The 24,886-nt window shown below is 64.3% G+C and carries 22 protein-coding genes, 1 tRNA gene and 1 other RNA gene; 14 read left to right on the forward strand and 10 right to left on the reverse strand.

Annotated elements, in window-relative coordinates:
* Positions 1-3: 3 nt before the first annotated feature.
* The 3 genes from NJ75_RS19050 to NJ75_RS19065 all read left to right on the forward strand — a co-directional run bounded on the left by NJ75_RS19050 (position 4) and on the right by NJ75_RS19065 (position 4,134).
* A complete protein-coding gene (locus tag NJ75_RS19050; RefSeq protein WP_039337497.1) occupies positions 4-1,092 on the forward strand; it encodes an IS5 family transposase in 1,089 nt (362 codons plus the stop codon).
* Positions 1,093-1,535: 443 nt separating this feature from the next.
* Positions 1,536-2,762, forward strand: coding sequence for a transferrin-binding protein-like solute binding protein (locus tag NJ75_RS25195; RefSeq protein ID WP_236727195.1), 1,227 nt, complete (start codon positions 1,536-1,538; stop codon positions 2,760-2,762).
* 148 nt (positions 2,763-2,910) lie between these two features.
* The gene (locus NJ75_RS19065) at positions 2,911-4,134 is read left to right on the forward strand and encodes a transferrin-binding protein-like solute binding protein (protein WP_039337402.1); all 1,224 of its coding nucleotides are present in this window, start codon (positions 2,911-2,913) and stop codon (positions 4,132-4,134) included.
* A 13-nt stretch (positions 4,135-4,147) separates the two neighbouring features.
* On the opposite strand, the gene NJ75_RS19070 is transcribed toward NJ75_RS19065, so the two are convergent.
* Positions 4,148-4,519 (reverse strand): hypothetical protein, encoded by a 372-nt coding sequence (locus NJ75_RS19070; protein ID WP_039337404.1) that lies wholly within the window; start codon positions 4,517-4,519, stop codon positions 4,148-4,150.
* Positions 4,520-4,759: 240 nt separating this feature from the next.
* Here NJ75_RS19070 and uvrA point away from each other — a divergent pair, with 240 nt between their 5' ends.
* From uvrA to NJ75_RS24480, 5 genes are all read left to right on the forward strand, one after another.
* Entirely contained in the window at positions 4,760-7,678 is a 2,919-nt protein-coding gene (gene uvrA / locus NJ75_RS19075) for an excinuclease ABC subunit UvrA (RefSeq protein ID WP_039337406.1), read from the forward strand.
* Between the two features lie 428 nt (positions 7,679-8,106).
* Positions 8,107-8,952, forward strand: coding sequence for a hypothetical protein (locus tag NJ75_RS23505; RefSeq protein ID WP_156135866.1), 846 nt, complete (start codon positions 8,107-8,109; stop codon positions 8,950-8,952).
* Positions 8,953-9,328: 376 nt separating this feature from the next.
* Positions 9,329-9,889: a hypothetical protein gene (locus NJ75_RS19085; RefSeq protein WP_039337408.1), complete on the forward strand. Its 561-nt coding sequence runs from the start codon at positions 9,329-9,331 to the stop codon at positions 9,887-9,889.
* Positions 9,858-10,040: a hypothetical protein gene (locus tag NJ75_RS19090; RefSeq protein WP_039337410.1), complete on the forward strand. Its 183-nt coding sequence runs from the start codon at positions 9,858-9,860 to the stop codon at positions 10,038-10,040. The genes NJ75_RS19085 and NJ75_RS19090 overlap by 32 nt, the downstream gene beginning before the upstream one ends.
* A gap of 180 nt (positions 10,041-10,220) precedes the next feature.
* Positions 10,221-11,456 (forward strand): hypothetical protein, encoded by a 1,236-nt coding sequence (locus NJ75_RS24480; protein WP_156484054.1) that lies wholly within the window; start codon positions 10,221-10,223, stop codon positions 11,454-11,456.
* Here NJ75_RS24480 and NJ75_RS19100 read toward each other — a convergent pair.
* From NJ75_RS19100 to NJ75_RS19125, 6 genes are all read right to left on the reverse strand, one after another.
* Positions 11,350-13,233: an ABC-F family ATP-binding cassette domain-containing protein gene (locus tag NJ75_RS19100; RefSeq protein ID WP_039337414.1), complete on the reverse strand. Its 1,884-nt coding sequence runs from the start codon at positions 13,231-13,233 to the stop codon at positions 11,350-11,352. The two genes, NJ75_RS24480 and NJ75_RS19100, sit on opposite strands and share 107 nt — an antisense overlap.
* A 116-nt stretch (positions 13,234-13,349) precedes the next feature.
* Entirely contained in the window at positions 13,350-14,174 is an 825-nt protein-coding gene (locus tag NJ75_RS19105; protein WP_039337416.1) for a hypothetical protein, read from the reverse strand.
* Positions 14,171-14,896 (reverse strand): SIMPL domain-containing protein, encoded by a 726-nt coding sequence (locus tag NJ75_RS19110; RefSeq protein WP_156135868.1) that lies wholly within the window; start codon positions 14,894-14,896, stop codon positions 14,171-14,173. Before NJ75_RS19110 ends, NJ75_RS19105 begins: the two co-directional genes overlap by 4 nt.
* A gap of 193 nt (positions 14,897-15,089) precedes the next feature.
* Positions 15,090-15,166 (reverse strand) — tRNA-Ile (locus tag NJ75_RS19115).
* Positions 15,167-15,214: 48 nt separating this feature from the next.
* On the reverse strand, positions 15,215-16,225 hold the full coding sequence (locus NJ75_RS19120) for a polysaccharide deacetylase family protein (protein ID WP_039337419.1): 1,011 nt from the start codon (positions 16,223-16,225) through the stop codon (positions 15,215-15,217).
* A complete protein-coding gene (locus NJ75_RS19125) occupies positions 16,222-17,970 on the reverse strand; it encodes a histidine kinase dimerization/phospho-acceptor domain-containing protein (RefSeq protein WP_052242652.1) in 1,749 nt (582 codons plus the stop codon). The genes NJ75_RS19120 and NJ75_RS19125 overlap by 4 nt, the downstream gene beginning before the upstream one ends.
* 258 nt (positions 17,971-18,228) lie before the next feature.
* Between NJ75_RS19125 and NJ75_RS19130 the strand changes: the two genes are divergently transcribed.
* Positions 18,229-18,705: an Lrp/AsnC family transcriptional regulator gene (locus NJ75_RS19130; protein ID WP_039337420.1), complete on the forward strand. Its 477-nt coding sequence runs from the start codon at positions 18,229-18,231 to the stop codon at positions 18,703-18,705.
* Between the two features lie 24 nt (positions 18,706-18,729).
* Here NJ75_RS19130 and NJ75_RS19135 read toward each other — a convergent pair whose 3' ends face one another.
* A complete protein-coding gene (locus tag NJ75_RS19135) occupies positions 18,730-19,020 on the reverse strand; it encodes a chorismate mutase (protein WP_039337422.1) in 291 nt (96 codons plus the stop codon).
* 100 nt (positions 19,021-19,120) lie between these two features.
* Between NJ75_RS19135 and NJ75_RS19140 the strand changes: the two genes are divergently transcribed.
* A complete protein-coding gene (locus NJ75_RS19140; RefSeq protein WP_039337424.1) occupies positions 19,121-20,134 on the forward strand; it encodes a polyprenyl synthetase family protein in 1,014 nt (337 codons plus the stop codon).
* 31 nt (positions 20,135-20,165) lie between these two features.
* Positions 20,166-21,182: an aldo/keto reductase gene (locus NJ75_RS19145; RefSeq protein ID WP_039337425.1), complete on the forward strand. Its 1,017-nt coding sequence runs from the start codon at positions 20,166-20,168 to the stop codon at positions 21,180-21,182.
* Between the two features lie 2 nt (positions 21,183-21,184).
* Here NJ75_RS19145 and NJ75_RS24485 read toward each other — a convergent pair whose 3' ends face one another.
* Positions 21,185-21,331, reverse strand: a complete 147-nt coding sequence (locus NJ75_RS24485) for a hypothetical protein (RefSeq protein WP_156135869.1) — start codon at positions 21,329-21,331, stop codon at positions 21,185-21,187.
* 108 nt (positions 21,332-21,439) lie between these two features.
* Here NJ75_RS24485 and hrpB point away from each other — a divergent pair, with 108 nt between their 5' ends.
* The 3 genes from hrpB (at position 21,440) to ffs (ending at position 24,349) form a co-directional block, all read left to right on the forward strand.
* Positions 21,440-23,890 (forward strand): ATP-dependent helicase HrpB, encoded by a 2,451-nt coding sequence (hrpB, locus tag NJ75_RS19150; RefSeq protein WP_039337427.1) that lies wholly within the window; start codon positions 21,440-21,442, stop codon positions 23,888-23,890.
* A gap of 33 nt (positions 23,891-23,923) precedes the next feature.
* The gene (locus NJ75_RS19155) at positions 23,924-24,202 is read left to right on the forward strand and encodes an ETC complex I subunit (RefSeq protein WP_039337503.1); all 279 of its coding nucleotides are present in this window, start codon (positions 23,924-23,926) and stop codon (positions 24,200-24,202) included.
* A 52-nt stretch (positions 24,203-24,254) separates the two neighbouring features.
* Positions 24,255-24,349, forward strand: an RNA gene (ffs, locus tag NJ75_RS23900) — signal recognition particle sRNA small type.
* On the opposite strand, the gene NJ75_RS19160 is transcribed toward ffs, so the two are convergent.
* The gene (locus NJ75_RS19160; protein WP_039337428.1) at positions 24,347-24,835 is read right to left on the reverse strand and encodes a DUF4188 domain-containing protein; all 489 of its coding nucleotides are present in this window, start codon (positions 24,833-24,835) and stop codon (positions 24,347-24,349) included. The two genes, ffs and NJ75_RS19160, sit on opposite strands and share 3 nt — an antisense overlap.
* Positions 24,836-24,886: the final 51 nt, after the last annotated feature.

Genomic DNA, 24,886 nt, shown 5'->3' on the forward strand with positions numbered 1-24,886 from the left:
ATGATGGCGGGACAGCCCGGTTTCTTTGATCTTTCGGACCGGTACGAGGCGTTGAGCGCAGCGGGTGATCCGCTGGAGCGGTTGTCAGGCGTGGTCGATTTCGAGGTGTTCCGGGGTCCATTGATTGCCGCTCTGCGCCGCAGTGTCCGCGGCAAGGGTGGCAGGCCGCCGTTCGACCCGGTGATGATGTTCAAGATCCTGGTGCTGCAGGCGCTCTATTCGCTGTCGGACGAAGCGATGGAATTCCAGATCAAGGATCGCTTGTCGTTCCAGCGCTTCCTGGGCCTTGGGCTCGATGGCACGGTGCCGGATGCAACGACGGTGTGGCTGTTCCGCGAGCGCTTGGTGCAAGCCAAGGCAATCGACAAGCTCTTCGCCCGCTTCGATGCAGCGCTGACCGACCGCGGCTATCTCGCCATGGGCGGCCAGATCATCGATGCTACCGTTGTGCCGGCACCCAAGCAGCGCAACACCGAAGAAGAGAAAGCCGCGATCAAGGACGGCCGGATTCCGGAGGCATGGAAAGCAAAGCCAGCCCGGCTCCGTCAGAAGGATCGTGATGCCCGGTGGAGTGTGAAGTACACCAAGGCCAAGGTGAAGGAAGGCGCCGATCCCAAGGCCTTCAAGCCGGTCGATCTCGCCATCCCGATGTTCGGTTACAAGAACCACGTGGGCATCGACCGGGCTCACGGGTTGATCCGGACCTGGGATGCCAGCGCCGCCAATGCCCATGACGGCGCCCGGTTGCCGAATCTGATCAGCACGAGCAACACCGGCTCGGGCGTCTGGGCCGATACCGCCTACCGTTCGAAGAAGAACGAGGCCTTCCTTGAGAAGGGCATGTTCAAGAGCCACATCCACCAGCGCAAGCCGAACCGCCGCGCCATGCCCGAGCGCGTCGCCAGAGCAAATGCGAAGCGCTCAGCCATCCGCTCGGCAGTCGAACACGTCTTTGCCGGGCAGAAGCATCGCATGGGCCTGATCGTGCGCACCATCGGCATTGCCCGCGCCCGCATCAAGATCGGCATGGCCAACCTCGCTTACAATTTCCAGCGCCTCACCTGGCTCGAGGGGCGAAGTGTGCCCGCATAACGCGAAAACGGGGTTCAGAGCGGCGCTCCAGTCTTGAAACCCAAGAAAATCAGAGGATCAACCAACCGAAAACGGGGCTCACCAACCCCTCGCTGGCCGTCACGTCCCTATCCTGCCAAAATCAGACGGTTCTTCGAGGTGTCCAACTGAGCCCGTTCCTGCTTTCAACAAGGTGGGGGGCATCCGCAGGTTGGTGGAGCGGCCCGAATGGGACAGCGCCTTGCAGAAAAGGGCGAAAACCAACCTCTTTGCCCCCTCCGGAAAGCGGGAGGGGTTGGGGTGAGCCTTCCTCGCACGCGGTCCCACGACTAGAAGTCTCCAAAACGTGATTAAAATCACACAATTGATCCAAATAGATGTTCGCGATTAACATCGGTTCTGGCTAATTCTTCCTCCGAATTGGTGTCTGAATACAGGGATTCGGGCCAGCAACGGGGGCAACCGTGAACCGCAAGATTTTCGCCACAACAGCCACGACAACGCTCGCCCTCCTGCTGGCCTCATGTGGCGGTGGTAGTGGCGGCGGTGTGAGCAGCACGCCAACGCCTGTTCCCACTCCGACGCCGACGCCGACGCCGACGCCCACGCCCACGCCCGCGCCCACTCCGACGCCTACGCCTACGCCTACGCCAACCCCCACACCGACGCCTACGCCGAGCGCGAATTCGGACCTGATCGGAACGCTCGCGACCGAGAGTTTCGCCAACCTCTCCATGCGCGCAACCGCCACGGCCAATGGAGAGAGTACGCGCGGCAGCGTCGCCAGCCAGACAGCTACAATCCGTTACGATGCGGCCAAGAAGTCCTATACCTTAACGACGGGTGGTGGTTCGATCACCTTCGGGCCGGGCGATCTTGATAGCGCCAGTTCGAACGCCGTCGCCACCGTCTACACGAGGAAGTCAGGTTCGACGACCGACGTTCTGACGCTTACCAAGGCGGGCACATCCGGCCTTGCTACCTACAAGTATGTCGGAAGCGCCTTCTGGGAACACACGCAGCTATCGAGTTCATCGGGAACAGGCAGCGTGGATGCGTTTGTTTATGGCATCCCCACTTCGGCCAGTGCTGTACCGCGTAGCGGCACTGGCGCCTACGAGATTGCCTTGATCGGAGTGGAATCCATTCCGGCGGGCAGTGCTGCGATGGCAGGCAGCGGCGGTGCGGTGGTCGAATTCGATACCGGCAAGATTCGCATTTCCGGCATGATGAAAGGCGTCTATTTCTCAGGCTCCGACATCCAGTTCGATGCAACTGCTGCACTGGCGGCAACGTCCAACAACTTCGCCGGAACCATCAAATGGTCGGACGCGGCGAACTTCTCGGGCGCGCTCAACGGCGAATTCTTTGGCCCTGCTGCTGAGGAATTGGGCGCCGTTTTCAATGCTACTGCACCGGACGGTCGGGTCGCCGTAGGCACGATCACCGGACGAAAGGGTGCTGTCGGCAACACGCAGTTCACAGAGGGAAGGCTGGCCAACACGCAGAGTTTCAGCACAAGCGCGCGCAGACTGGACTTCAAGTCTCAGGATAAATCGTTCAATTCAAATACGCTAGGCGATTTCACCAACCAATCACTAAGGCGTGAACCGCTGCAACTCACTTTTGATGCCGTGACCAAGAAGTATACGGTTACGACACCTGACGTCCTATACCCCTTACGAACATGATGGCGGAAGCAATTATCAGGACGATGCTACCGGGCTGCTCCTTCCGACTACACAAACTTACTCCGCCGTAGGCTTCTTCAGACAACGCACTGGAGGAACATCGCTCGATCCGCAGCTTTCGTATCAGATCGATTACTTCATTTACGGCATGCCGACAGCGAGCAGCGCGGTGCCGCGGAGCGGGTCAGCTGACTACAAGGTCCATATCGACGGACTGGCAATCGACAACGATTTTACTGACGCATTGAACGTTGTCGGTAATGGCGTGCTTTCCGCCGATTTCGCTACTGGCCGTCTCGATCTGGCCACATCAGTTGACTTGGGCGAAATCGACTACATCTCTGGCCACAACCCTCAAAGCACCACCGGGGTTTTTAGGGCCTCGGGCACAATCTCCAGCACGGCAAACACCTTCTCGGGCAATCTGACGCTCGACGGGATCGGCAACTACTCCGGCACATTTGATGGCAGCTTCTTTGGTCCAACGGCTCAGGAAGTCGCAGCAACCTGGTCGGCCGCCGATGGCGCCGACAAGGCCATTGGGACGATCATCGGTGCGAAGGATGCCAGTCTGACTGCGGCCCGAACGCCGCTGGGCGATTACACCACGCAAACGACATTCAGTGCGATCACGCTGCGAGATCATGGCGTATCCGATCCGGCGACCGTCACCTATAATCCCGCAACGGGCGCCTATCTTTTGCGTTTCACGCCCGAATACTCGAACACCACGTACGCCACCAAGTTTGAGCAGACAGACATCGACCCGGCGAAAAGTGACGCCAGCCGTACATGGTACGATCGTGGCGTCACCGCGAAGGGCTACGTCTTCAAGCCGGGCGACCAGAACCCCGTTCTGAAGCTGACTTACGCGACCTTTGCCGATTTGCAGGTGCGTGCGACGTCCTCCAATCCTCCAGACGCAATAAATGCCCAGTACTTCGTCATTTACGGCAATCGGACGCCTTATGCCCTACTACCGCGCTTCGGCTCTGCTACGTACGATGGGATTATCCGTGGACGAGGGCGCGCCAACGCGATCTCGTATGAAGGTACGTTCTCGGGCACAGCCACCGCGACGGCAAATTTCGCAGACATGAAGCTAGGCGCGACGGTTAACATCGTCGCCGACGATAGCACTGCATCGCCCGTGGGTACGTTCTCCTACACCGCGAACATCATCACGACGGACGGAACGACCTCGCTATTTCGTGGCTTTGCCACCACGCAAAATGGTGCTTCCCGTGGTCAGATCGAAGGCGGGTTCTTTGGTCCGAACGCGAACGAGATCGGTGCGGCGTGGTTTGTACAGCGGAATGGTCTTACCACCGGGCTCGACATCGGCGGCATACTGATCGGCAAGAAGAACTGACGGCTTCCGCCGCTCAACGCCCGCAGTATTCGTAGCGCCCGGCTTGGCACGCCGCCACCGCGCGGCGCCATTCGGCCATGCGCTGCTCGTAATCGTCCTGGGCTTGGGCATAGGCGCGGTTGGCGTCCTGGCCTCCACGGCCACTGCGGGCGTCATGCTCGCGCCATGCCGCCCAGTCTTTCGCATAGCGGGCATCGCGCTCGCGCACGCGGGCCAGTTCCTGCTGGTTGAGCTTGCGGATGATCGCCCGGTCGCGTTCGCGCGCGGCCTGCGTGCGCATCTGCGGGTCATGGGGATCGTCGGCCAGCGCCACGCCCGGCAAAGCCAGAACCCCAAGCGCCAGCGCGCTGCACATCATCCGCACGTTCATTCCCGAGACCCTCATGTTATCGCTGCTTCATCCCGCGGCCGCGGCACCCGCGCAATCCACCTTGCGCCGAACCGTTGGCACCCGGTCGCAGCCACCGTCCCTTTCGTCGCGACCGGGGATGGGGAAGCGAAACCGTGCCCCCGAAAGCCCATATTGCACTGCAATGGTCCGCTCCCCACATGGCGCTTGCAACCGGGCCGGCACTCGCGTCCGAATCCCTTGCGAAACCCGAACAAATATGGAACACCGCCGCGCATGTCTCTCACTACCATTTCCGTCCGCGGCGCCCGTGAACACAACCTCAAGGGGATCGACGTCGATCTCCCCCGCGATAGCCTGATCGTCATCACCGGCCTCTCGGGCTCGGGCAAGTCGAGCCTCGCGTTCGACACGATCTATGCCGAGGGCCAGCGCCGCTACGTGGAATCGCTCAGCGCCTATGCGCGCCAGTTCCTCGAGATGATGCAGAAGCCCGATGTCGAGCATATCGACGGTCTCTCCCCCGCCATCTCCATCGAGCAGAAGACCACCAGCCGCAACCCGCGCTCGACCGTCGCCACCGTCACCGAGGTCTACGACTACATGCGCCTGCTCTGGGCGCGCATCGGCGTGCCCTACAGCCCCGCCACCGGCGAGCCGATCAGCGCGCAGACCGTCAGCCAGATGGTCGACCGCGTCATGGCCCTGCCCGAAGGCACCCGCGCCTACCTGCTCGCCCCGGTCGTGCGCGGCCGCAAGGGCGAATACCGCCGCGAGCTCGCCGAATGGCAGAAGGCCGGCTACACCCGCGTCCGCATCAACGGCGAGATCATGCCGATCGAGGACGCGCCTGCGCTCGACAAGAAGCTCAAGCACGACATCGAGGTGGTGGTTGACCGCATCGCCGTCCGCGACGGCATCCAGACCCGCCTCGCCGACAGCTTCGAACAGGCTCTCAAACTGGCCGACGGCCTTGCCTACGTCGATCTCGCCGATGGCGTCGTCCCCGGCCGCGAGGAAGAATCGGACGCCAATGGCAAGAAGGGCGCCCAGAAGACGGGAATGAAGAAGACCGGCCTTGCCGCCAACCGCATCGTCTTCTCCGAAAAGTTCGCCTGCCCCGTCAGCGGCTTCACCATCGAGTCCATCGAACCGCGCCTGTTCTCGTTCAACGCCCCCCAGGGCGCATGCCCCGCCTGCGACGGCCTCGGCGAAAAGCTGCTGTTCGATCCCCAGCTCGTCGTGCCGAACGAGAACCTCAGCCTCAAGCAGGGCGCTGTCGTCCCTTGGGCGAAGTCCAACCCGCCGTCGCCCTATTACATGCAGGTCCTCGCCAGCCTCGCCGCGCATTTCGGCTTCAGCCTCGATACGCCATGGGACGCGCTGCCGGCCGAGGTCAAGATCGTCATCCTCTATGGCACCGCCGGCAAGGCGGTGCCGCTGACCTTCATCGACGGCAAGAAGAGCTACACCGTCAACAAGGCCTTCGAAGGCGTGATCGGCAACCTCAACCGCCGCATGCTGCAAACCGAAAGCGCCTGGATGCGCGAGGAACTGGGCAAGTTCCAGACCGCGCAGCCGTGCGAGACCTGCGAAGGCAAGCGCCTCAAGCCCGAGGCGCTGTCGGTCAAGGTCGCCGGGCGCGATATCTCCTCGGTCACCCGCCTCTCGGTCGCCGCCGCGGTCGAATGGTACGCCAATCTCGACAGCCAGCTCACCAGCCAGCAGAGCCAGATCGCCCGCGCCATCCTCAAGGAAATCAACGAGCGCCTCGGCTTCCTCAACAACGTCGGCCTCGATTACCTCAACCTCGATCGCACCTCGGGCACCCTCTCGGGCGGCGAGAGCCAGCGCATCCGCCTCGCCAGCCAGATCGGCTCCGGCCTCTCGGGCGTGCTCTACGTGCTCGACGAGCCGTCCATCGGCCTCCACCAGCGCGACAATGACCGCCTGCTCGAAACCCTCAAGCGCCTGCGCGACCTCGGCAACACCGTGATCGTGGTCGAGCATGACGAGGACGCCATCCGCACCGCCGATCACGTCGTCGATCTCGGCCCCGGCGCGGGCGTCCATGGCGGCGAGATCGTCGCGCAGGGCACGCTCGACGATATCCTCAACAACCCCAACAGCCTCACCGGCCAGTACCTCACCGGCGCGCGGAAGATCGAGGTCCCCAAGACCCGCCGCAAGGGCAACGGCCTGTTCATCGGCGTGGAGGGCGCGCGCGCCAACAACCTCCAGAACGTCAGCGCCAAGATCCCCTTGGGCACCTTCACCTGCGTCACCGGCGTCTCCGGCTCGGGCAAGTCGAGCTTCACCATCGACACGCTCCACGCCGTCGCCGCCCGCACGCTCAATGGCGCGCGCGTGATCGCCGGCGCGCACGATCGCGTCACCGGGCTTGAACACTGCGACAAGGTGATCGAGATCGACCAGTCGCCCATCGGCCGCACCCCGCGCTCCAACCCCGCCACCTACACCGGCGCCTTCACCCTGATCCGTGACTGGTTCGCAGGCCTCCCCGAAAGCGCCGCGCGCGGCTACAAGGCCGGCCGCTTCAGCTTCAACGTCAAGGGTGGCCGTTGCGAGAAGTGCCAGGGCGATGGCCTGATCAAGATCGAGATGCACTTCCTGCCCGACGTCTACGTGACCTGCGAGGAGTGCGACGGCAAGCGCTACAACCGCGAAACGCTCGAGGTGAAGTTCAAGGGCCTCTCCATCGCCGACGTGCTCGACATGACGATCGAGGACGCCGAGGAGTTCTTCAAGGCCGTCCCCCCGATCCGCGACCGGATGCACATGCTCAACGAGGTCGGCCTCGGCTACGTCAAGGTCGGCCAGCAGGCGACGACGCTGTCGGGCGGCGAAGCCCAGCGCGTCAAGCTCGCCAAAGAACTCGCCCGCCGCAGCACGGGGCAGACGCTCTACATCCTCGACGAGCCCACCACCGGCCTCCACTTCGAGGACGTGCGCAAGCTATTGGAAGTCCTCCACCGCCTCGTCGACCAGGGCAACAGCGTCGTCGTGATCGAACACAACCTGGATGTGATCAAGACCGCCGACTGGATCATCGACCTCGGCCCCGAAGGCGGCGTGAGAGGTGGCGAAATCGTGGCGGAAGGCACCCCGGAGCAGGTGGCCCAGAACCCCCGCAGCTTCACCGGCCAATACATGGCCCCGTTGTTGAAGCGCTAGTTCCTCCCCGCCCGCTCATCCTGAGCCTGTCGAAGGAGGGAGGGGGACCATCCGCAGGGTGGTGGAGGGGCACCCTCGCAACACCACCACCCGAAATGCCAACCCCGTCACCCTGAAACCGGTTCAGGGTCCATCTCTCCCCACATGCGGAGGCCCAATCGGCAAAATGGATCCTGAACCAAGTTCAGGATGACGAAGCAAGTGGTAACCACCCCACCACCCAAGCCCCGCTCATCCTGAGCCTCTCGAAGGATGGCAGCCCGACGCTGCTATCCCGGAAGCGCTCGACTTCGGCAAGGTCTAGAGTGACGGCGAATTCGGAATATAGGCCGTGACACCTTAATCCACCTGTCACCGTAATCCGAATATTGCGCTTGCAAATACAGGGGTTAGTATCGCCTAGAAGGAAATTTTAAGGAATCATTGCTGTGAAGAAGGAGAGTCCAGAAGGTCCTAAGGGCAACAACGCGCCGACTTGTGGGATCGTGATGCCAATCTCGGCATGGGGCGTCCATGATGCTCAGCACTGGTTAGAGGTCAAAGATATAATTTGCCGGTCGATTGAAGGGGCAAATTTTACACCAAAGCCTGTTTGGCAAAGTGCAGAAACGGACATTATTCAAAGTAGAATCGTGAAAAATCTATACGAATGCGATATGGTTGTCTGTGATATAAGTGCTTTGAACCCCAATGTAATGTTTGAACTTGGCATGAGGCTGACATTCAAAAAGCCAGTCGTGATCGTAGCTGATAAAGACACCAGATTGCCATTTGATACGGGCGTTATAGATACGCTGATATATCCGACAGATCTGCATTTCTCAAGCATTGAGAGGTTCATGCATGATCTAACAGCAAGAATCACCGACCTTCATTCACAGGTCAAGGCGAGCACGTTTAAGCCATATCTAGATACATTTGGTGCATTTACAGTCGTTGATCCGCAGTCGCAACATGTTCCATATGAAGAGTTTGTCACTGCTCAACTTGAAAACATCGCTCAAACTCTTAAGGCTTTGGATTATCGAGTCCGGCTGAACGAGGAGAACGCAAGTGCTGAACGAGTAAAGGGAGCTTTGGACAGTTTTAAGGGCTCCGTGGATACAGCTAAAATGAACGCTCTCCTCAAGAGCGCGAGCCCAGAAGATATTGCGCGATTAAACAGAGAGATCGCGGAGTCCATCAAAGATTTTAATGGTCTAAGTGTCAGAACAGATGGCACCGTCGGCCCAAGAAGGTCGGCGGGCGGCTTGGGGCGAACTACCAAATCCTAGAGTTACGGTGATAGCATGCTAAAACCCGAAACTCCCTTCGCCACCGTAAAACCCCGGACCTGATCCGGGGTCTTACTTTCTTCCTAAGGCAAAGCGTTCCCCGCAAGAAGCGGGATCCAGAGTCAAGCCGGGATGACGGGGCAGGGGATGTCCCTCCGCGTCTCCCATTTCCTCGGCGCCACTGCGCAAACCAAAAATCCATTTTCCTACACCCCCCATCCTCGCCTGGAAGTTCCCGTTTTGCTCCAAACGGGAGTCGCCCATGCCGCACGCCGCCGATCCGCATCAGCCTTCTTCACGCGCCGGAACCTCCCTCGGGCGCGGGTCGAGGTTCTGCGGTATGGCTTAACCCCGGCTCACCCGCTAACATCCCTGCATGACCAGCGCCGGCTACCGTCCTGAATTCGAAGCGGCGCTGCGCCTGCTGGCGCGGATCAGTGTCGAGATGGATGCTGCCGGGTTTCGCCCTCCGGTGCTTGTCGGCGGCGGGGCTGTCGAGGTCTATACGCTCGGTGCCGTAAACACCGGTGATTTCGATCTCGCCTGCGGGCGGCAGGACGTGCTCGAACAGGTCATGCAGCGGCATGGCTTTGTCCGACCATCGGGGCCGGGACTGGCCACGCGCGGGTGGGTCCATCCGCAACTGGCGCTCGGTTTCGAATGCGTGGCTGATACGCTGCTTGATGGCATGGCCGATCGGGACATGGTCCAACTGGTCGATCTGGGGGCAGATGGCAGTGTAGCGGTCATCGCCCCGGAAGACATCATTGCCGATCGCATGGGGCAATACGCTTCGGGCAGCGCGCCGGAGATGCTTGGGCAAGCCCGCGCGCTCTTTGCCCTGTGCGAAAGCCTCGATCTGGACTATATGCAACGCCGGATTGCAGAGGAAACCGCAGGCAGTCATGGCCTTCAAGACCTTCAAGACCCGGCGTGAACCGGTAAAGCTCGAAGAGCTTGGCGCGCAGATCGCGCGACGCGAAACCGCGCTCGGCGGCGTCGACGTGCCCCGCAACCCCGGCACCCGCCGCACTCCGTCAAAACGTGCGTTGCTCAAGGCGATAGAGGATCTCGGCGGCAAGTGGTGAGGGGGCGCTGCCGGAGGATCGCAGGACAGACCGGATCGCCTCTTTAAGGACAGGCGGACAAACTACCCTGTCCCGGCAGCAGTAGGATTCTGCCTCATTTCCGCGAACCCACAAAACCATTTTCCTACACCCCCCATCCCGGCCTAGAAGTTCCCGTTTCGTTCCAAACGGGAGCCGCCCATGCCGCACGCCGCCGATCCGCATCAGCCTTCCTCCTTCGGGCGCGGGTGGATCCCCGCGAGCCGGGATATCGGGCTGCCTGATGATGCTCTGCCTGCGGTTGGCACGAGGGGGTGGGGGCGCGTCCCCCTCCCGCAGGCGGGAGGGGAGAGACTAAGGGACGCCTGCCCGCCTGCGGGAGGGGGGAGAGACGGCACTGTCCTCCCGCATGGGGAAGAGCAAGAGGCATCACTCCTCCACCCCAACCAGTTCACGCCCACGCGCATCGCGCTGTTTCTCGAGCATCTCAGCCGCCACGGGCAGGTGCGCGCGGCGGCGCAGGTGGCGGGGGTGTCTTCGCAGACGGCCTATGTCCGCCGTCGGCGCGACCCGGCTTTTGCCGCCGCATGGGACGCTGCGCTGCTCCATGCGCGCGAGGCGGCCGAGCAGGTGCTTGCCACCCGCGCGCTCCACGGCACCACCGAGACGATCTGGTTCCGGGGCGAGGCGGTGGGCGAGCGGCGGCGCTTCGACGCGCGCCTGCTCCTTGCGCACCTCGCCCGGCTCGATGCCCGCGCCGCGCAGGCGCCCAGGGAAATCCATCACCTCGCCGAAGACTTCGACCGCATGCTCCTGGCCCTGGCCGAGGGCGCCGACGTCGCCGCCGCCACCGGCTTTGCCGACCCGGCGCAGGACCGCTTTCTCAAGGCTTGCGAGAAGCAGGCCGAACAGGACTTCAAGCGCGCCGTCCCCTATCCCACCGACGACGAGCCCGACGAGGCCTGGGACGACTGGCAGGAAGCCCACGACGCCCACATGGAAAGCGCCCGCCAGCTCGCCCGCGAAAGCTGGTCCGCCGCCCAGAACCGCCGTGAAGCCACGCTCCAAGCGCTGTTCGGGGAAGAGGAGGATAAAGATCAGACCGAAATCAGGGAAGCCTGCTCCCCCGCGCAGGCGGGGGCCTCGGTGTCGTTACGGAACGAACGCGAGAAACCCGAAGCGGTCCGTAAACCGGCCGAGGTCCCCGCCTGCGCGGGGACGCCGGAGGAGGAGCGCGGAGAGCAAAGCGCCCCTGAACCGTGTAAACCGCGTAAACCCCTCGGGCTGCTGCGGTGCGGAACGTCGCCCTCGGCGCTGCTTTCGGCGGGCCTCAACTGGCCGATTCAAGCGCCTCGCCAGCTTCCAGCCACGCCAGTTCCGCTTCCTCCAGCGCCTGCGCAACCTTGCTTCGCCGCTGTGACAGGTCACTCATGGTGAGCTTGGCGAATTCCGGCGCGGCGCTGCCCGGCTCGAACATCGCGCGGTCGATCTGCGCCAGTTCGGCCTGCAGTTTGGCCACGCGCTTTTCCGCCAGGCCTTGCGCCTTCTGCAGCGCCTTGTACGTCTCGCGCGCCGCGGCCCGCGTCTTGCGGTCCTGCTGCGCGCCGCCCTTGGCTGGCGTGTCGCTGCTGCCGCTCTCGGTCTTGGGCTGGTTGCGGCCGAGGATGAAGTCGATGTAGTCCTCGATGCTGCCGTCGAACGGCTTGGCGGTGCCGTCGTCGACGAGGACCAGCCGGTCGGCCACCAGTTCGGCCATGTGCCGGTCGTGGCTGATCAGGATCACCGCGCCCTTGTAGGCATTCAATGCCTGTACCAGCGCCTCGCGCGCATCGATGTCGAGGTGGTTGGTCGGCTCGTCGAGCACCAGCATGTGCGGCGCGTCGCGGGTGACGAGGGCGAGGGCAAGCCGCGCGCGCTCACCGCCCGACAGCGTGCCGACCTGCGCGGTGGCGCGGTTGCCGGAGAAGCCGAAGCGCCCGAGCTGCGCGCGGATGGCGGCCGGGCTCTTGCCCTCCATCGCCCGCGTCATCAGTTCGAGCGGGGTGCCGCCATCGGCGATCTCCTCGACCTGATACTGGGTGAAGTAGCCGACCTGCATCTTCCCCGTCGCCGTCATCGCCCCGTCCATCGGCGCGAGCTGCGCGGCGAGCAGGCGGGCGAGCGTGGTCTTGCCGTTGCCGTTGCGGCCGAGCAGCGCGATGCGGTCATCCGGATCGATGCGCAGGTTGAGCCGCTGCAGCACCGGCTTGCCGGGCGCGTAGCCCACGCTGGCAAGATCGAGCGTGATCAGCGGCGGGCGCAGTTCCTCGGGGTCGGGGAAGTCGAAGCTGAGCGAGGGGTCTTCCACCACTGCCGCGATCGGCTGCATCTTGGCCAGCATCTTGGCGCGCGACTGCGCCTGCTTGGCGGTTGAGGCGCGGGCGGAGTTGCGGGCGATGTAGTCGCGGAGCCGATCCGCCTGCGCTTCCTGCGCGGCGCGCGCGGCGGCCTGCTGGGCAAGCCGTTCGTTGCGCTGGCGCTCGAAGCTGTCGTACCCGCCGGGATAGAGCGTGAGCTTGCCGGCGTGGAGGTGGACGATGTGGTCGGCCACGTTGTTGAGCAGATCACGCTCGTGGCTGATCAGCAGCAGCGTGCCGGGATAGGCCTTGAGGAAGTTCTCCAGCCACAGCGTCGCTTCAAGGTCGAGGTGGTTCGAGGGCTCGTCGAGCAGCAGCACGTCGGGCGCGGAGAAGAGCAGCGAGGCGAGCGCGACGCGCATCCGCCAGCCGCCGGAGAAGCTGTCGAGCGGGCTGCCTTGCATCGCCTCGTCGAAGCCGAGACCGATCAGGATGCGCGCGGCGCGGGCGTCGGCGCTGTAGGCATCGATGGCGAGCAGGCGATCGTGGACATCGCCGAGGCGATCGGGATCGGTGCAGGTCTCGGCCTCGGCGAGCAGCTGGGTGCGCTCGACATCGGCGGCGAGCACGGTTTCGAACGGCGTGGCGCTGCCTGCGGGGGCTTCCTGTGCGAGGTAGCCAAGGCGAGTGCGGCGAGGCATTTCGATCGCGCCTTCGTCAGGCTCGATCTCGCCGATGATTGCCTTGACCAGCGTGGACTTGCCCGCCCCGTTGCGCCCGACCAGACCGACGCGCGCGCGCGGCGGCACGGCGACTGAGGCGCGGGAAATGATGTCGCGTCCGCCGAGGCGCACGGTGATGCCGTTGATGGTAAGCATGGGGAGAGACAGGCGTCCGGTTGGAAAAGTCAGGGAAAATCGGGCGCGCGAGTCCCTGTCACACTCCCCCGGTGTAGGCAAGCGGAGTTGAAACCCATCAGGCTGTCGTCAGCCCATCAGCGTCGTACCGTGTAGGCATAGGGTATGTAGAGGTAAACCTCCGTATTGCTGACCTGCGCCCAGGCGATGGCGCGATCGAGCCCGGTCACTTCGACGCCGTAACCCGGGCCGTAAGGGCTGGCTGCCTGAAGCGCGCTTCTGGCGATGCGCGCATTGATTTCCTCGCGGTACTGCTCGGGGTTGACGATGGTCAGCGCCATCGTGCCGAGCTGGCGAATTTCGGAGCGGCCCGTGGCGGGGACGGACTGGACGAAGGCCGAAACCTTGCGCTGCGCCTCGTCGATCGTGCCGGTGAGCTTGGCCTTGATCATCAGCCGTGCGGTGGCGGTACTTCCGTCGTCCTCGAAACCGGGCTGGACCTTGCCGTTACCTTCGTCCTCATCGTCGTCTTGACTGTCGTCATCATCCTCGTCATGCGAGGTGGTGGAGGGGCTGGCGAGAGCTGGGAACAGGGCGCGCCAGTTCTCGCGCGTGACTTCCTTAACCTCGAGTTCGCCGGTGACGAGGCTGAGGCCTTTGCGGCTGGCGCGGTCGAGCGCGGCGAGCAGCATGGCCTGCACTTCGCTGCGGCGCATGTCCTCGCTGCGGGAGTCCGAGCCGATCTCGATCCGGCGCACGACGCCGTCGGCGGCGCGGCGCAGGCCGATGGCAGGGCGGCGATCGAGATAGGGCAGGCTGGTCATCACCGAGGGAAGCCGCTCGCTGCGCCGAGTGGCGGTAACGATGACTTCGCCCATGCCCTCATCCTCTTGTGCCGACACCTGCAGGGGCGCAGCGAGCATCGCGAGCGCGACAAGGCGTGACAACGTGCGCTCGATCATGGTGCGGTCCTCCCGTCGGACTGCCTTGGCGTTATTGCGTAGCGGTATGGAATATACAGGAAGACATCGCTGGGGCTTGCCTGGGTCCAGATCACCTGCCCATCCACGCCTGTTACGCTGAACGTGAAGTCCGACCCGAAGATCCCGGCGGTGGTGCGCGCATCCTGGGCGACGAGGGCAAGGATCCTTTCGCGGTACTGGTCGGGATTGTCGACGCTGAGCGAAGTTACCGAAGTCGTCTCGATCGTCGCGCGGCCATTGCCTTTGAGCGAGGCGATGAACACCTTCAGCTTGTCCTGCGTGGCGCGGGACGAACCCTCGAACTTGCCCCTGACCATCAGTTCGACCCTGCTGGTATCCACCCGGCCGGCGGGCAATTGCGGAAGGCTGCGGTAGTTCGCCTTGGTCACGGGTTCGAGCTGCACGGTCCCGGTCACAAGCTGGAAGCCCGACGCGACGGCGCGATCAATGGCGGCGAGCAGAGCTGCGTCGATCTCGCTGCGGCGGGTAGCGGCGTCGCGGGTATCGGAGACAATTGTGAGGTTCATGACCATGCCATCTGCCTGGCGCCGCAAACCGACGACCGGGCGGTCCTTCTGCCAGAAGCGGGCATCGTTGCGGCTGGCGCTGACCAGCACCTCGCCGAGGCCCGCCGACTGCGCAGTTGCCGAACTCGCGCCAAGCCCCACGAGCAATGGGACAATCCCCAAAAGCATTCGCATCAGTGCTGCCCCCTCCAACCAGTTGCCGGGATGGATGCTACGGTGGAGGTGGCGGGCAGCCAAGGCAATTCATCCGCGCGCCTGAGCTGGCAGGGGCCGCAGCCGGTTCACGTGAGGATTCCGTGACAACACCGAGGCCCCCGCCTGCGCGGGGGGAGCAGGGTCATTTGTCCGACTCTATCGGTGGGAATGATGGTGGGCCCGGCAGGACTTGAACCCGCGACCTAGCCGTTATGAGCGGCCAGCTCTAACCAACTGAGCTACAGGCCCATCGCTGATCCCGCTAGCGGCGCAGTCGCGGCTTGGCAAGATCACTCGTCAGACTTGCGCGGCGGCGATGATCTCGCTGACGCAGGTCGGACGGACGCGGTGGCGGGCGAGATGGGCGAAGACGCCGCGCCACCAGTCATAGAACTGGTCGAGGTCATCCTCGCTGCGGACGTAGGGCGTGTAGCCCGGCCGAAGCGAGGGGCTGTGGAAGGAGAAAACGAGCAGGGGCAGGCGGCTTTCCAACGCCATGTCGATGCCGGTCAGCGCTTCGAGCACCGTGACACCTTCGGGAGTCAACGGGATCCGATCGAGCAGGCCGAGCCGGGCGAGCGCCCCGCGAAGGCGTGGCACGCGCCACAGGGCGGGGTAGACTGCCGGTCCGTGGCGGCGAAGGTGCCCGGCGAAAACCGTGGTGAGCGGCATTTCCATCAGACCGTTGCGGCGGTCGATCCACCAGGGGCGCAAGGGGTGATCGCGGAAGTTGGGGCCGCCGGTGGAGCTGTAATCGAAGCGCGAGCGGACCGAGGTGTCGATCGCGATGGCGCAATCGGACAAGGCGGCTGCGGTATTCGGGCCGACACCGTACCGCCCTGCGCGGTAGATCAGCGGGCCGACCCCGAAGGCCTGCTCGATCGTGTCGCGCAGCTTGCGGAACTTGGCACGTTCCAGATCGGCCGGAAGGTTGCCGGCGAAGCTGTTGTGGACATTGACGAGTTCATCGTAGGGCGGGTTGACCCAGGGGTGCAACTGCACGCCGATTTCGGCGCGCCCGGCGAGGACGGCGGCTCCGAGGACTTCGGCAGCGCGCGGGTCGCTCGCCACCGGGTAATCGACAAGGTAGACCGGGACAACACCGAGGCCCTCGCAGAACTGCTGGAATTTGGCGAGGCGGGGGATGTGGTCGAGGCCGTGGCTGGTGCGATCCAGCGGCTTGGACCAGTCAAATTCCTCTTCGGTGTCGACCGTCAGGATGAACCGGGTGCCAAATTCGGGCGCGAACGTGACGAAGTCTTCCGGCGACGGCAGGCGAAGGATCTGAGGAGAGGCCGAGGCTGTCATGCGCGGGCCTGCATCGGCGCGGCATCGCTCGGCGGTTCGTCCGCCAGCGGAATAGTGGCAACGAACTGCGAATGCTCCCGCAGCAGGGATCCGCCGCCGGATTCAAACTCTGCGCGGGCAAGGCGCAAGGCAAAGCCGTTGCCAAGCATTGCCGAAGCCGCCAGCACGCCACTGCCCGTCGGCGCTTCGGGCGCAAAGAGGGCCGCATCGTCAAGCCGGTCGAGCGCGGCAGGCAGCGTGACTGACAATCTGGCGCAGCGTTCGCGCTGTTCAAGCGCGATGGCGATGCGCTCGCCGGGCGCGACGCTGGTGGCGATGACCGAGAGCAGCCGCCACACGCTGCGTTCGATTTCATCGGCAGCGAATGCCACTGCAAGCGGGCCTTGTGACATGCTGACGGAAAGCCGGACGTTGCGGGCTGCAAGAACGGGGGAGATCTGTTCGACAAGCCCGGCGACCAGCGCAGCCGCATCGGCAAGGCCGGTGTCGATTGCAAGCGCGCGCGATTCCAGCTTCACCAGCCGCTCGATCTCTTCGAAGCCGGCGAGCATCTGTGCCGCATCTGCCGCAATGCTGGCAGCCATGGCGCGGTACTGGTGCGGCGTGGTGCCGAAGACCTGGGACTGGATCATCTCGGCAAAGCCCTGGATCGCGTTGATCGGCGTGCGCAGCTCGTGCAGCAGCTGCCGCAGACGGTCTGCCTCGGCCGAGACGGAGGGCGTTTCCAGAGCCAGTTCCGCAGCTGGCACTTGGACAAGGCGGCGCAGGCGCAAAAGGTAGCCGGCGAAGCGACCACCGTCGCGCGTGAAGATTGGCGTGCCATCGGCCTGCCAGTGGCCAGCCACGAGATCGGCGCCTTCGATCGACAGGAAGCCGGCCTCGATCGGCTGGCGCTGTCGGAATGCGCGAGCGGTGGTTTCATCGCACCGCATCGGCGAGGCGGCGTCTGCACAGAACATCTGGCTGCCGAGCAGGACCCCCGGCGGGTCGATGCCTGCGTGAACGACAAGCCCGAGCGCATCAGTGCGCAGGTCAATCGTCGCGACCGGCTTGCGCGGCGCTGCGTTCTCCTCGCCGAAGGGCAGGAGCGGGGCAAGACCATCGCCGCGAGCGGCCTGAGGCGCAGTGGCCTCGCGTTCCTCGCGCTTGCGCCGGAAGGCCTCGATCCGGCGGACGATCGCGCCGATGCCGTCGTCTGCCAGGAGGGGGTCCGGGAGGGGTTCGGGCACAGGCTCGGGCTCAGGCAGGGGCTCGGGCAGGGGGGGCGCCTGTCTGTCAGCTCGGGCCTGTTCGATTGCGACCGCAGGTTCGGGCTGGGGCAGCAGGAAATCGTTGATGCCAAGGCGTGATAGCAGCTGGCGGACCGGCTCTCCCAGATCGGCGCGATGGCGCACGAAGCCGCGCGCCTGTACCGGGAGGCGCGGGATCACGGCGAGCCAGTCCTCGTCGGTCAGCCGGGCGGCCGATACTGCAGCCGCCGCGGTACGGGGACCGCCTTGGGCAAAATGGTAAACCAGCACGGCAGAGCGGTGCGGGGCGGAGCGAAGAACTGCGGCGCATTCCTCGTCGGTCAACATGGCGCAAAGCAAATCCATGCGCTGGAGCGCGCCAGCGTGCTGCCGATTCCACGCGGCGAGCGGGACGGGGCCGAGCAGGTCAACCAACTGGCGCAGCTGCGTTCTGGCTGCCGTCTTGCCGGCCGCGTGGGTGCGCAGCACGGTCTCAAGGCGGTCGTCAACGATCATCAGAGCTCCGCGTGTGGCCTTTCGTGCACCGTAGCGTGAAGCTCCGGACAGGTTGCTAATCCGCTGAACTAGCCCGGAGAAGGCTAACAAATCGTGCCGGTTGCGGGAAGGTGACTATCCACTGCGTTGCAATGTGGGACGGTTGCACTATGAAACAATAAAATTATCTTGGACGGCGGATTTTGTGCGGAAAGTTGCGACTCACGCTTCTTTCCGAATTCCCCGGCCGGGGCTTTGCGAAACGGACGAACACGAAGAATGGCAACCCTTGATGGTATCGACCGGCGCCTGCTTGCCGAACTGCAGGCCGAGGGCCGCGTGACCAACGTGGAATTGGCGCAGCGCGTCGGACTTACCGCACCGCCCTGCCTGCGCCGGGTGCGCGCTCTGGAAGATGCCGGAGTGATCCGCGGCTATCACGCTGATCTCGACGCCTCGAAGCTCGGCTTTGCGATCACCGTGTTCGCTCTTGTTAGCCTCAAGAGCCAGGCCGAGGAATCGCTGCGTCAGTTCGAGGACCATATGCGCACCCTGCCCGAGGTGCGTGAATGCCACATGCTCAACGGCGAGATCGACTTCATCCTCAAGATCGTCAGCCGCGATCTGCAGAGCTTCCAGGAATTCCTTACCAGCAAGCTGACGCCTGCGCCCAACGTGGCAAGCGTCAAGACCTCGCTGACGATCCGCACTGCCAAGCAGGTGCCCGGCGTGCCGCTGGAAGATCAGGTCGGCTAAGCCCCGACCATCCCCTCCAGGGCTTCAATCGGCAGATCCGGCCGCTTTCTCGTGGTGGCGGATCACTTCCTGGATGATGAAGCGCAGGAACTTTTCGGAAAATTCCGGATCGAGCTTCGCGTCTTCGGCAAGCTTGCGCAGGCGTGCGATCTGGCGCTCCTCGCGGCCGGGGTCGGAGGCGGGAAGCTTGTTCGCGGCCTTGTAGGCGCCGACGGCCTGGGTGATGCGGAAGCGTTCGGCGAGGATGTGGATCATCGCCGCATCGATGTTGTCGATGGACTGGCGATAACCTGCCAGAACCGGATCTTCGCTCATTCCCTTACCCCGTCTTTTGGTCTGCGCGTTCGTGTCTGGGCCGCTACAGTGCAAGTTGCGTCTTGCCAAGCGCTGCCCTTGCCGCCAAGCGGTCAATCCGATGACTGCGACCATCCATACCCTGCCGCGCAAGGCCGAACCTTCGCTGGCGCCGATGATGGCCCTCGTTGCCGAGGGCATGAACAGTGTCAACGCCGTGATCCTCGATCGGATGCAATCGCGCATTCCGCTGATCCCGACGCTGGCCGGGCACCTGATCGCGGGCGGCGGCAAGCGCATGCGCCCGATGCTGACCCTGGCGAGCGCCTCGCTGCTGGGCTACGGCGGATCGCGCCATTACAAGCTGGCGGCGGCGGTGGAATTCATCCACACCGCAACGCTGCTGCATGATGACGTGGTCGATGGCTCGGACATGCGGCGCGGCAAGAAGACCGCCAACATTGTCTACGGCAACCCGGCGACGGTGCTGGTGGGCGACTTCCTGTTCAGTCGCAGCTTCGAACTCATGGTCGAGGATGGCAGCCTCAAGGTGCTGCGCATCCTCTCGAACGCCTCGGCGGTGATCTCGGAGGGCGAGGTCGACCAGCTGGTCGCGCAGCGTCAGATCGAGACGACCGAGGAAATGTACCTCGACATCATCGCGGCAAAGACGGCGGCGCTGTTCTCTGCGGCATGCCGGATCGCGGCGGTGGTGGCCGAGCGTGACGAGGCGGACGAGCTGGCGCTCGATTCCTATGGTCGGAACCTCGGCATCGCGTTCCAGCTGGCTGACGATGCGATCGACTATGATTCCGAAGTTGCCGAAATGGGCAAGGACCAGGGCGACGACTTCCGCGAAGGCAAGATGACCCTGCCGGTGATCCTCGCCTATGCGCGGAGCGACGCCGAAGAGCGCAAGTTCTGGCAGGAGGCGATTGCGGGCGACCGGTCTTCGGACGAAGACCTTGCCCACGCGATCGAGCTGATCCGCCGGCACGATGCGGTGAACGCCACGCGCGAACGAGCGCGGATGTATGCGCAGCGGGCAATCGACGCCATTGCCGGCTTCCCGGCCAGTGCTGCCAAGGTCGCCATGACCGAGGCCGCGCTGTTCGCCGTCGCGCGGAGATTCTGATCCAGTTTCATACGTATAGCGGGAGAGCCTGATGCAGCATCGTCGCCTCGGCCGGTCGGCCATTGTCGTTTCCGATATCTGCATGGGGACGATGACCTTCGGCAGCCAGGTGGATGAAGCCGAAGCGCTGCGGGTGCTGGATCGCTGCCATGACGCAGGGATCAATTTCTACGATACCGCCGAAGGCTATCCCGTGCCGCCGGACGTCAAGTGGGTGGGGCGGACGGAAGAGATCGTCGGCAAATGGCTCAAGACCAAGCCGCGCGATGCGATCGTGCTGGCGACGAAGGTTTCGGGGCCGAGCCATGTCTGGTTCCGCTCACCCTGTCGCAACGGCATGACCGCACTGGACCGGCGCAATATCGAGACGGCAATCGAGGCCAGCCTTAAGAGGCTCGGCACTGACTACATCGATCTTTACCAGACCCACTGGCCTGATCACGACACGCCTTATGACGAGACAATGGAAGTGCTGCACGAGCTGGTGCAGGCGGGCAAGGTGCGGATTACCGGCTGTTCGAACGAGACCAGCTGGGGCCTGATGAAGTCCCTTGCGACTGCCGAGCGTCTCGGCACGGTGCGCTACCAGACTATTCAGAACAACTTCAGCCTGAACAACCGTCGCTTCGAGGACGAACTGGCACAGGTCTGCCGACAGGAAGGCGTGAGCCTGATCCCTTACTCGCCAATTGCGGGCGGCGTGCTTTCGGGCAAGTACAACGGTGGAGCACGGCCTGAGGGCGCGCGGTTCTCGCGCTACCTGGCAATGGAAGGGCGGCAGGCGCAGATGGGCAAGCGCTTCGTCAACGATCGCAGCATTGCCGCGACCGAGCGGTTCATGGCCATTGCGGCGGAGGCCGGGCTCGATCCCGTAACGATGGCGGTGGCATGGTCAAAGCAACACGACTTCGTGGCTTCGACCATTGTCGGCGTCGGTGCCGAAGGTCAGCTCGACCCGATTCTTGCCGCGGCCGACCTCGTGCTGAGCGACGACGTGAAGAAGGCGATCAACAAGGTGAGCCGCGAGATCCCCTATCCGATGGGCTGACCTTACTTGCGCCTGCCGAAGCGGCGCCAGAGCCAGTAGCAGCTGCCGCCGCAGACCGCTCCGATGCTAAGCATGATGGCGCCGATCATCACACCGCTGAACAGCAGGCCGGTGGTCAGCGCCACGACGAATTCCAGCGTGCTCTTCATCTCTCCCCGCCTAGCATGCTTGTGCAGTCTGGACCATGAACGTTCTGTAAGGGTCTGCGTTTCCCGGAACATTGCCTTGGGCGGGCAAAGGCCGTTAAGGCGCATGGCGTGAGCGACCTGCCGATCCATGCCGTCCTGCCCGACCTGCTTGCAGCCTTGCGCGAGGGGCCAAGCGCCGTCCTGATCGCGCCGCCGGGTGCGGGCAAGACGACAGCGGTCGCGCCGGCGCTGCTGGGCGAGAAGTGGTGTGGCGGGCAGGTCATCGTGCTGTCACCGCGGCGTGTTGCGGCACGTGCCGCAGCCGAACGAATGGCCGAGCTGCTGGGCGAGGAAGCGGGGCAGACCATTGGCTATGTCACGCGCCTCGATGCCAGGCGCTCATCCCGAACGCGGGTGATCGTGATGACCGAGGCGATCTTTGTCTCGACCATCCTGAACGATCCCGAATTGCCGGGCGTTTCCGCCGTACTGTTCGACGAAGCGCATGAGCGGCATCTCGACAGTGACCTCGGGCTGGCGCTGGCGGTCGAAGCGCAAGGCGTGCTGCGGGAGGATCTGCGCATCGTGGTGATGTCGGCCACGATTGACGGTTCGCGCTTTGCCGCGCTGCTCGGTGACGCACCGGTTGTGGAGAGCGAGGGCAAGGCGCACCCGCTGACGGTGAAGTGGCTGGGCGCGCGGCCGGACCTGAAGATCGAGTCCGCGATGGCTTCGGCAATCCAGACGGCGTGGCGCGATGAGAGCGGCGACATTCTCGCTTTTCTGCCGGGCGTGGCGCAGATCGAGCGGACGGCGGATCTTCTGGCCGAGCGCTTGCCGGAGGCTCTGGTGCTGCCGCTGCATGGACAGGTTGAGCCGGCAGGGCAGCGTGCGGCCATCCGGCGCGATCCGCAAGGGCGCCGGCGCGTGGTTCTGGCGACCAGCATTGCCGAGACTTCGCTGACGCTGGATGGCGTTTCGGTGGTGGTCGATGCAGGCCTTTCGCGGCGGGCGGAGTTCGACAAGGCGGCCGGGGTGACGCGGCTGGTGACGACGCCGGCGAGCCAGGCTTCGGCAGCCCAGCGTGCAGGGCGCGCGGCGCGACAGGGACCGGGCGTCGCCCATCGCCTGTGGGAAGAGGCGGCGCACGCGGGGCGGCCCGCTTTCGATCCACCAGAGGTGGTTACGAGTGATCTTGCGCCGCTGGCGTTGACGCTAGCGCAGTGGGGGGCGGGTGACCCGGCGGGGATGGCGTGGCTCGATGCGCCACCGACGGCAGCGATGGCGGCGGCACGCGGGGCCTTGCAGGCCTTAGGCGCACTGGACGGCGAAGGTCGGATCACGGCACACGGGCGGGCGATGGCGCGCCTGCCGATGGAGCCGGCGCTGGCGCACATGCTGTTGTTTGCAGCCGAGCGCGGGCAGGCGGACGAAGCGGCGCAACTGGCCTTGCTGTTGCAGGAACGCGGGCTGGGCGGTCGCGGTGAGGATCTGGCGCGGCGGCTTGATCGCTGGGCGGGTGAGCGCGGGAGCAGGGCCGAAGGATCGCGCAAGCTGGCGGCGCGGTGGGCGCAGATGGCAGGCAGGCTGGGTGCGCGCGGGAAGGCTGGCGAGGTGCCGCTGGGCGTGTTGCTTGCGGAGGCGTTTCCCGACCGGATCGCGCGGGCGCGGGGGGCTTCGGGCGAGGACTGGCTGGCTTCGGGTGGCTGCGGCTATCGGCTTGATCCGGCATCGCCGCTGGCAACGGCGAAGTGGCTGGTGATCGGAGACGCGCAGGGCGAGGCCAAGGGCGCGCGGATCACGGCGGCGGTGGCGCTGGAGGAGGAAGACGTTGTCCGACACCTCGCGCATCGGATCGAGGAGCGGCATTCCCTCACCTGGAACGCGATCGAGGGTCGCGTCGAAGCGCGGCTGGAGCGCAAGCTGGGGGCCATCGTGCTGGCGCGGGTGCCCGACCCGAAGCCGGACGCCGAGGCTGTTGTGGCGAAGCTGATCGAGGTGGTGCGCGATGGCGGGTTGGCGCTGCTCCCGCTGGGCGAGGCCGCCAAGGCTCTGATCGTGCGGGCGGGGTATGCGGGGCTTGAGGCGCTGTCCGAAGAGGCTCTGCTTGGCGCGCTTGAGGACTGGCTCGGGCCATTGCTGGCGGGGCGGCGCGATCTGCAGATCGGCGCGGGCAGGCTGCACGAGGCGCTACTGAACCGGCTCGACTGGAACGAGCGGCAGGCGCTCGACAAGCTGGCCCCAGCGGAGTTCCGCTCGCCCGCCGGGACCAGCCACGCGATCGACTATGGCCACGAGGGCGGGCCGTGCGTGGAACTGCGGGTGCAGGCACTGTTCGGGCTGGAGCGGCATCCGTGCGTGGGCCATCCGCCCAAGCCGCTGCTGCTGAGCCTCACCAGCCCCGGTGGCAAGCCGATCCAGACGACGGGAGATCTGCCCGGCTTCTGGCGCGGATCGTGGCGCGATGTGGTGAAGGACATGAAGGGGCGCTACCCCAAGCACCGGTGGCCAGACGAGCCCTGGGCCGAAGACCCCAGCCTCAAGACCAAGAACGCCTTTAACGCGCAAAAGCGGACTTGATTTGCGACCTGATTCGTGTGCAAGCGCGAAGCCATGTCAGCACGCATCTATCAGCGCCCGAAGAATGCCATGCAGTCCGGCAAGGCCCGGACCAGCGACTGGCTGCTCGAGTTCGAACCTGCCGAAGCACGCCGCCCCGACCCGCTGATGGGCTGGGCTGGTTCGGGCGACACGCAGAGCCAAGTGACGCTTGCGTTCAATTCGCAGGAAGATGCGCAGGCCTATGCCGATCGCTATGGCATCGATGTGCGCGTGATCCCGACGCCGCCGCGCAAGCTGAAGCTGCAGAGCTACGCTGATAATTTTAAGTAAGCAGAGTTCGGCGAGGGCTGGACAAGCCTCCGCTTCCTCTCCATATGCCGCGCCGGGAGTCGGTCGGACGCTTGCGTCCGCCAACCTGGTCAGGTCCGGAAGGAAGCAGCCACAACGGGTTGCGGCGGGTCGGCCGGCTCCTTTTTACCCCTCCGTTGCTGTTTTCATGCGCGAGCGCGCCTCATTGCGCTTTCCGGTGGCGGGAATGAGTCCGGCGACCTTGCCGAGGCCGAAGGGTGGCATGTTGCCATAGATCGTTTCATAGGCCCCGGCTGATACGGCATAGGTCTCGTGAAAGATGCCGACGGTGCCGTCGCTGCCCACGGCCTTGTTGAACGCGGTCCAGGCTGGCCAGTGTTTCTGGTCCCGATCGCGGGCATAGGCTTCGAGACTGTCGAAATCACGCCAGTATTGCAGGAGCACGATGGTGCGCAGATCGCGCAGCATCGTTTCCGTTCCGAGAAAGCCGCTTTGTGGGTTTCGCGCAAGTTCGGCGAGCATCGGCCCCATGGCGCGAGCGACGGGCAGCCACTTTCCCACCTTGTGGAAGTGATTGATGCGCATGCCGATGACGAAGACCACCAACGAGCGATCGAAATCGGCGGTGAGGCGACCGGGAAGAACCTTGCTCATGAAGTTAAGGTTGCATTTTGCAACCTATGAGTCAATCCACCGATTCTCCCC

Source organism: Novosphingobium subterraneum, from assembly GCF_000807925.1.
Taxonomy (GTDB): domain Bacteria; phylum Pseudomonadota; class Alphaproteobacteria; order Sphingomonadales; family Sphingomonadaceae; genus Novosphingobium; species Novosphingobium subterraneum.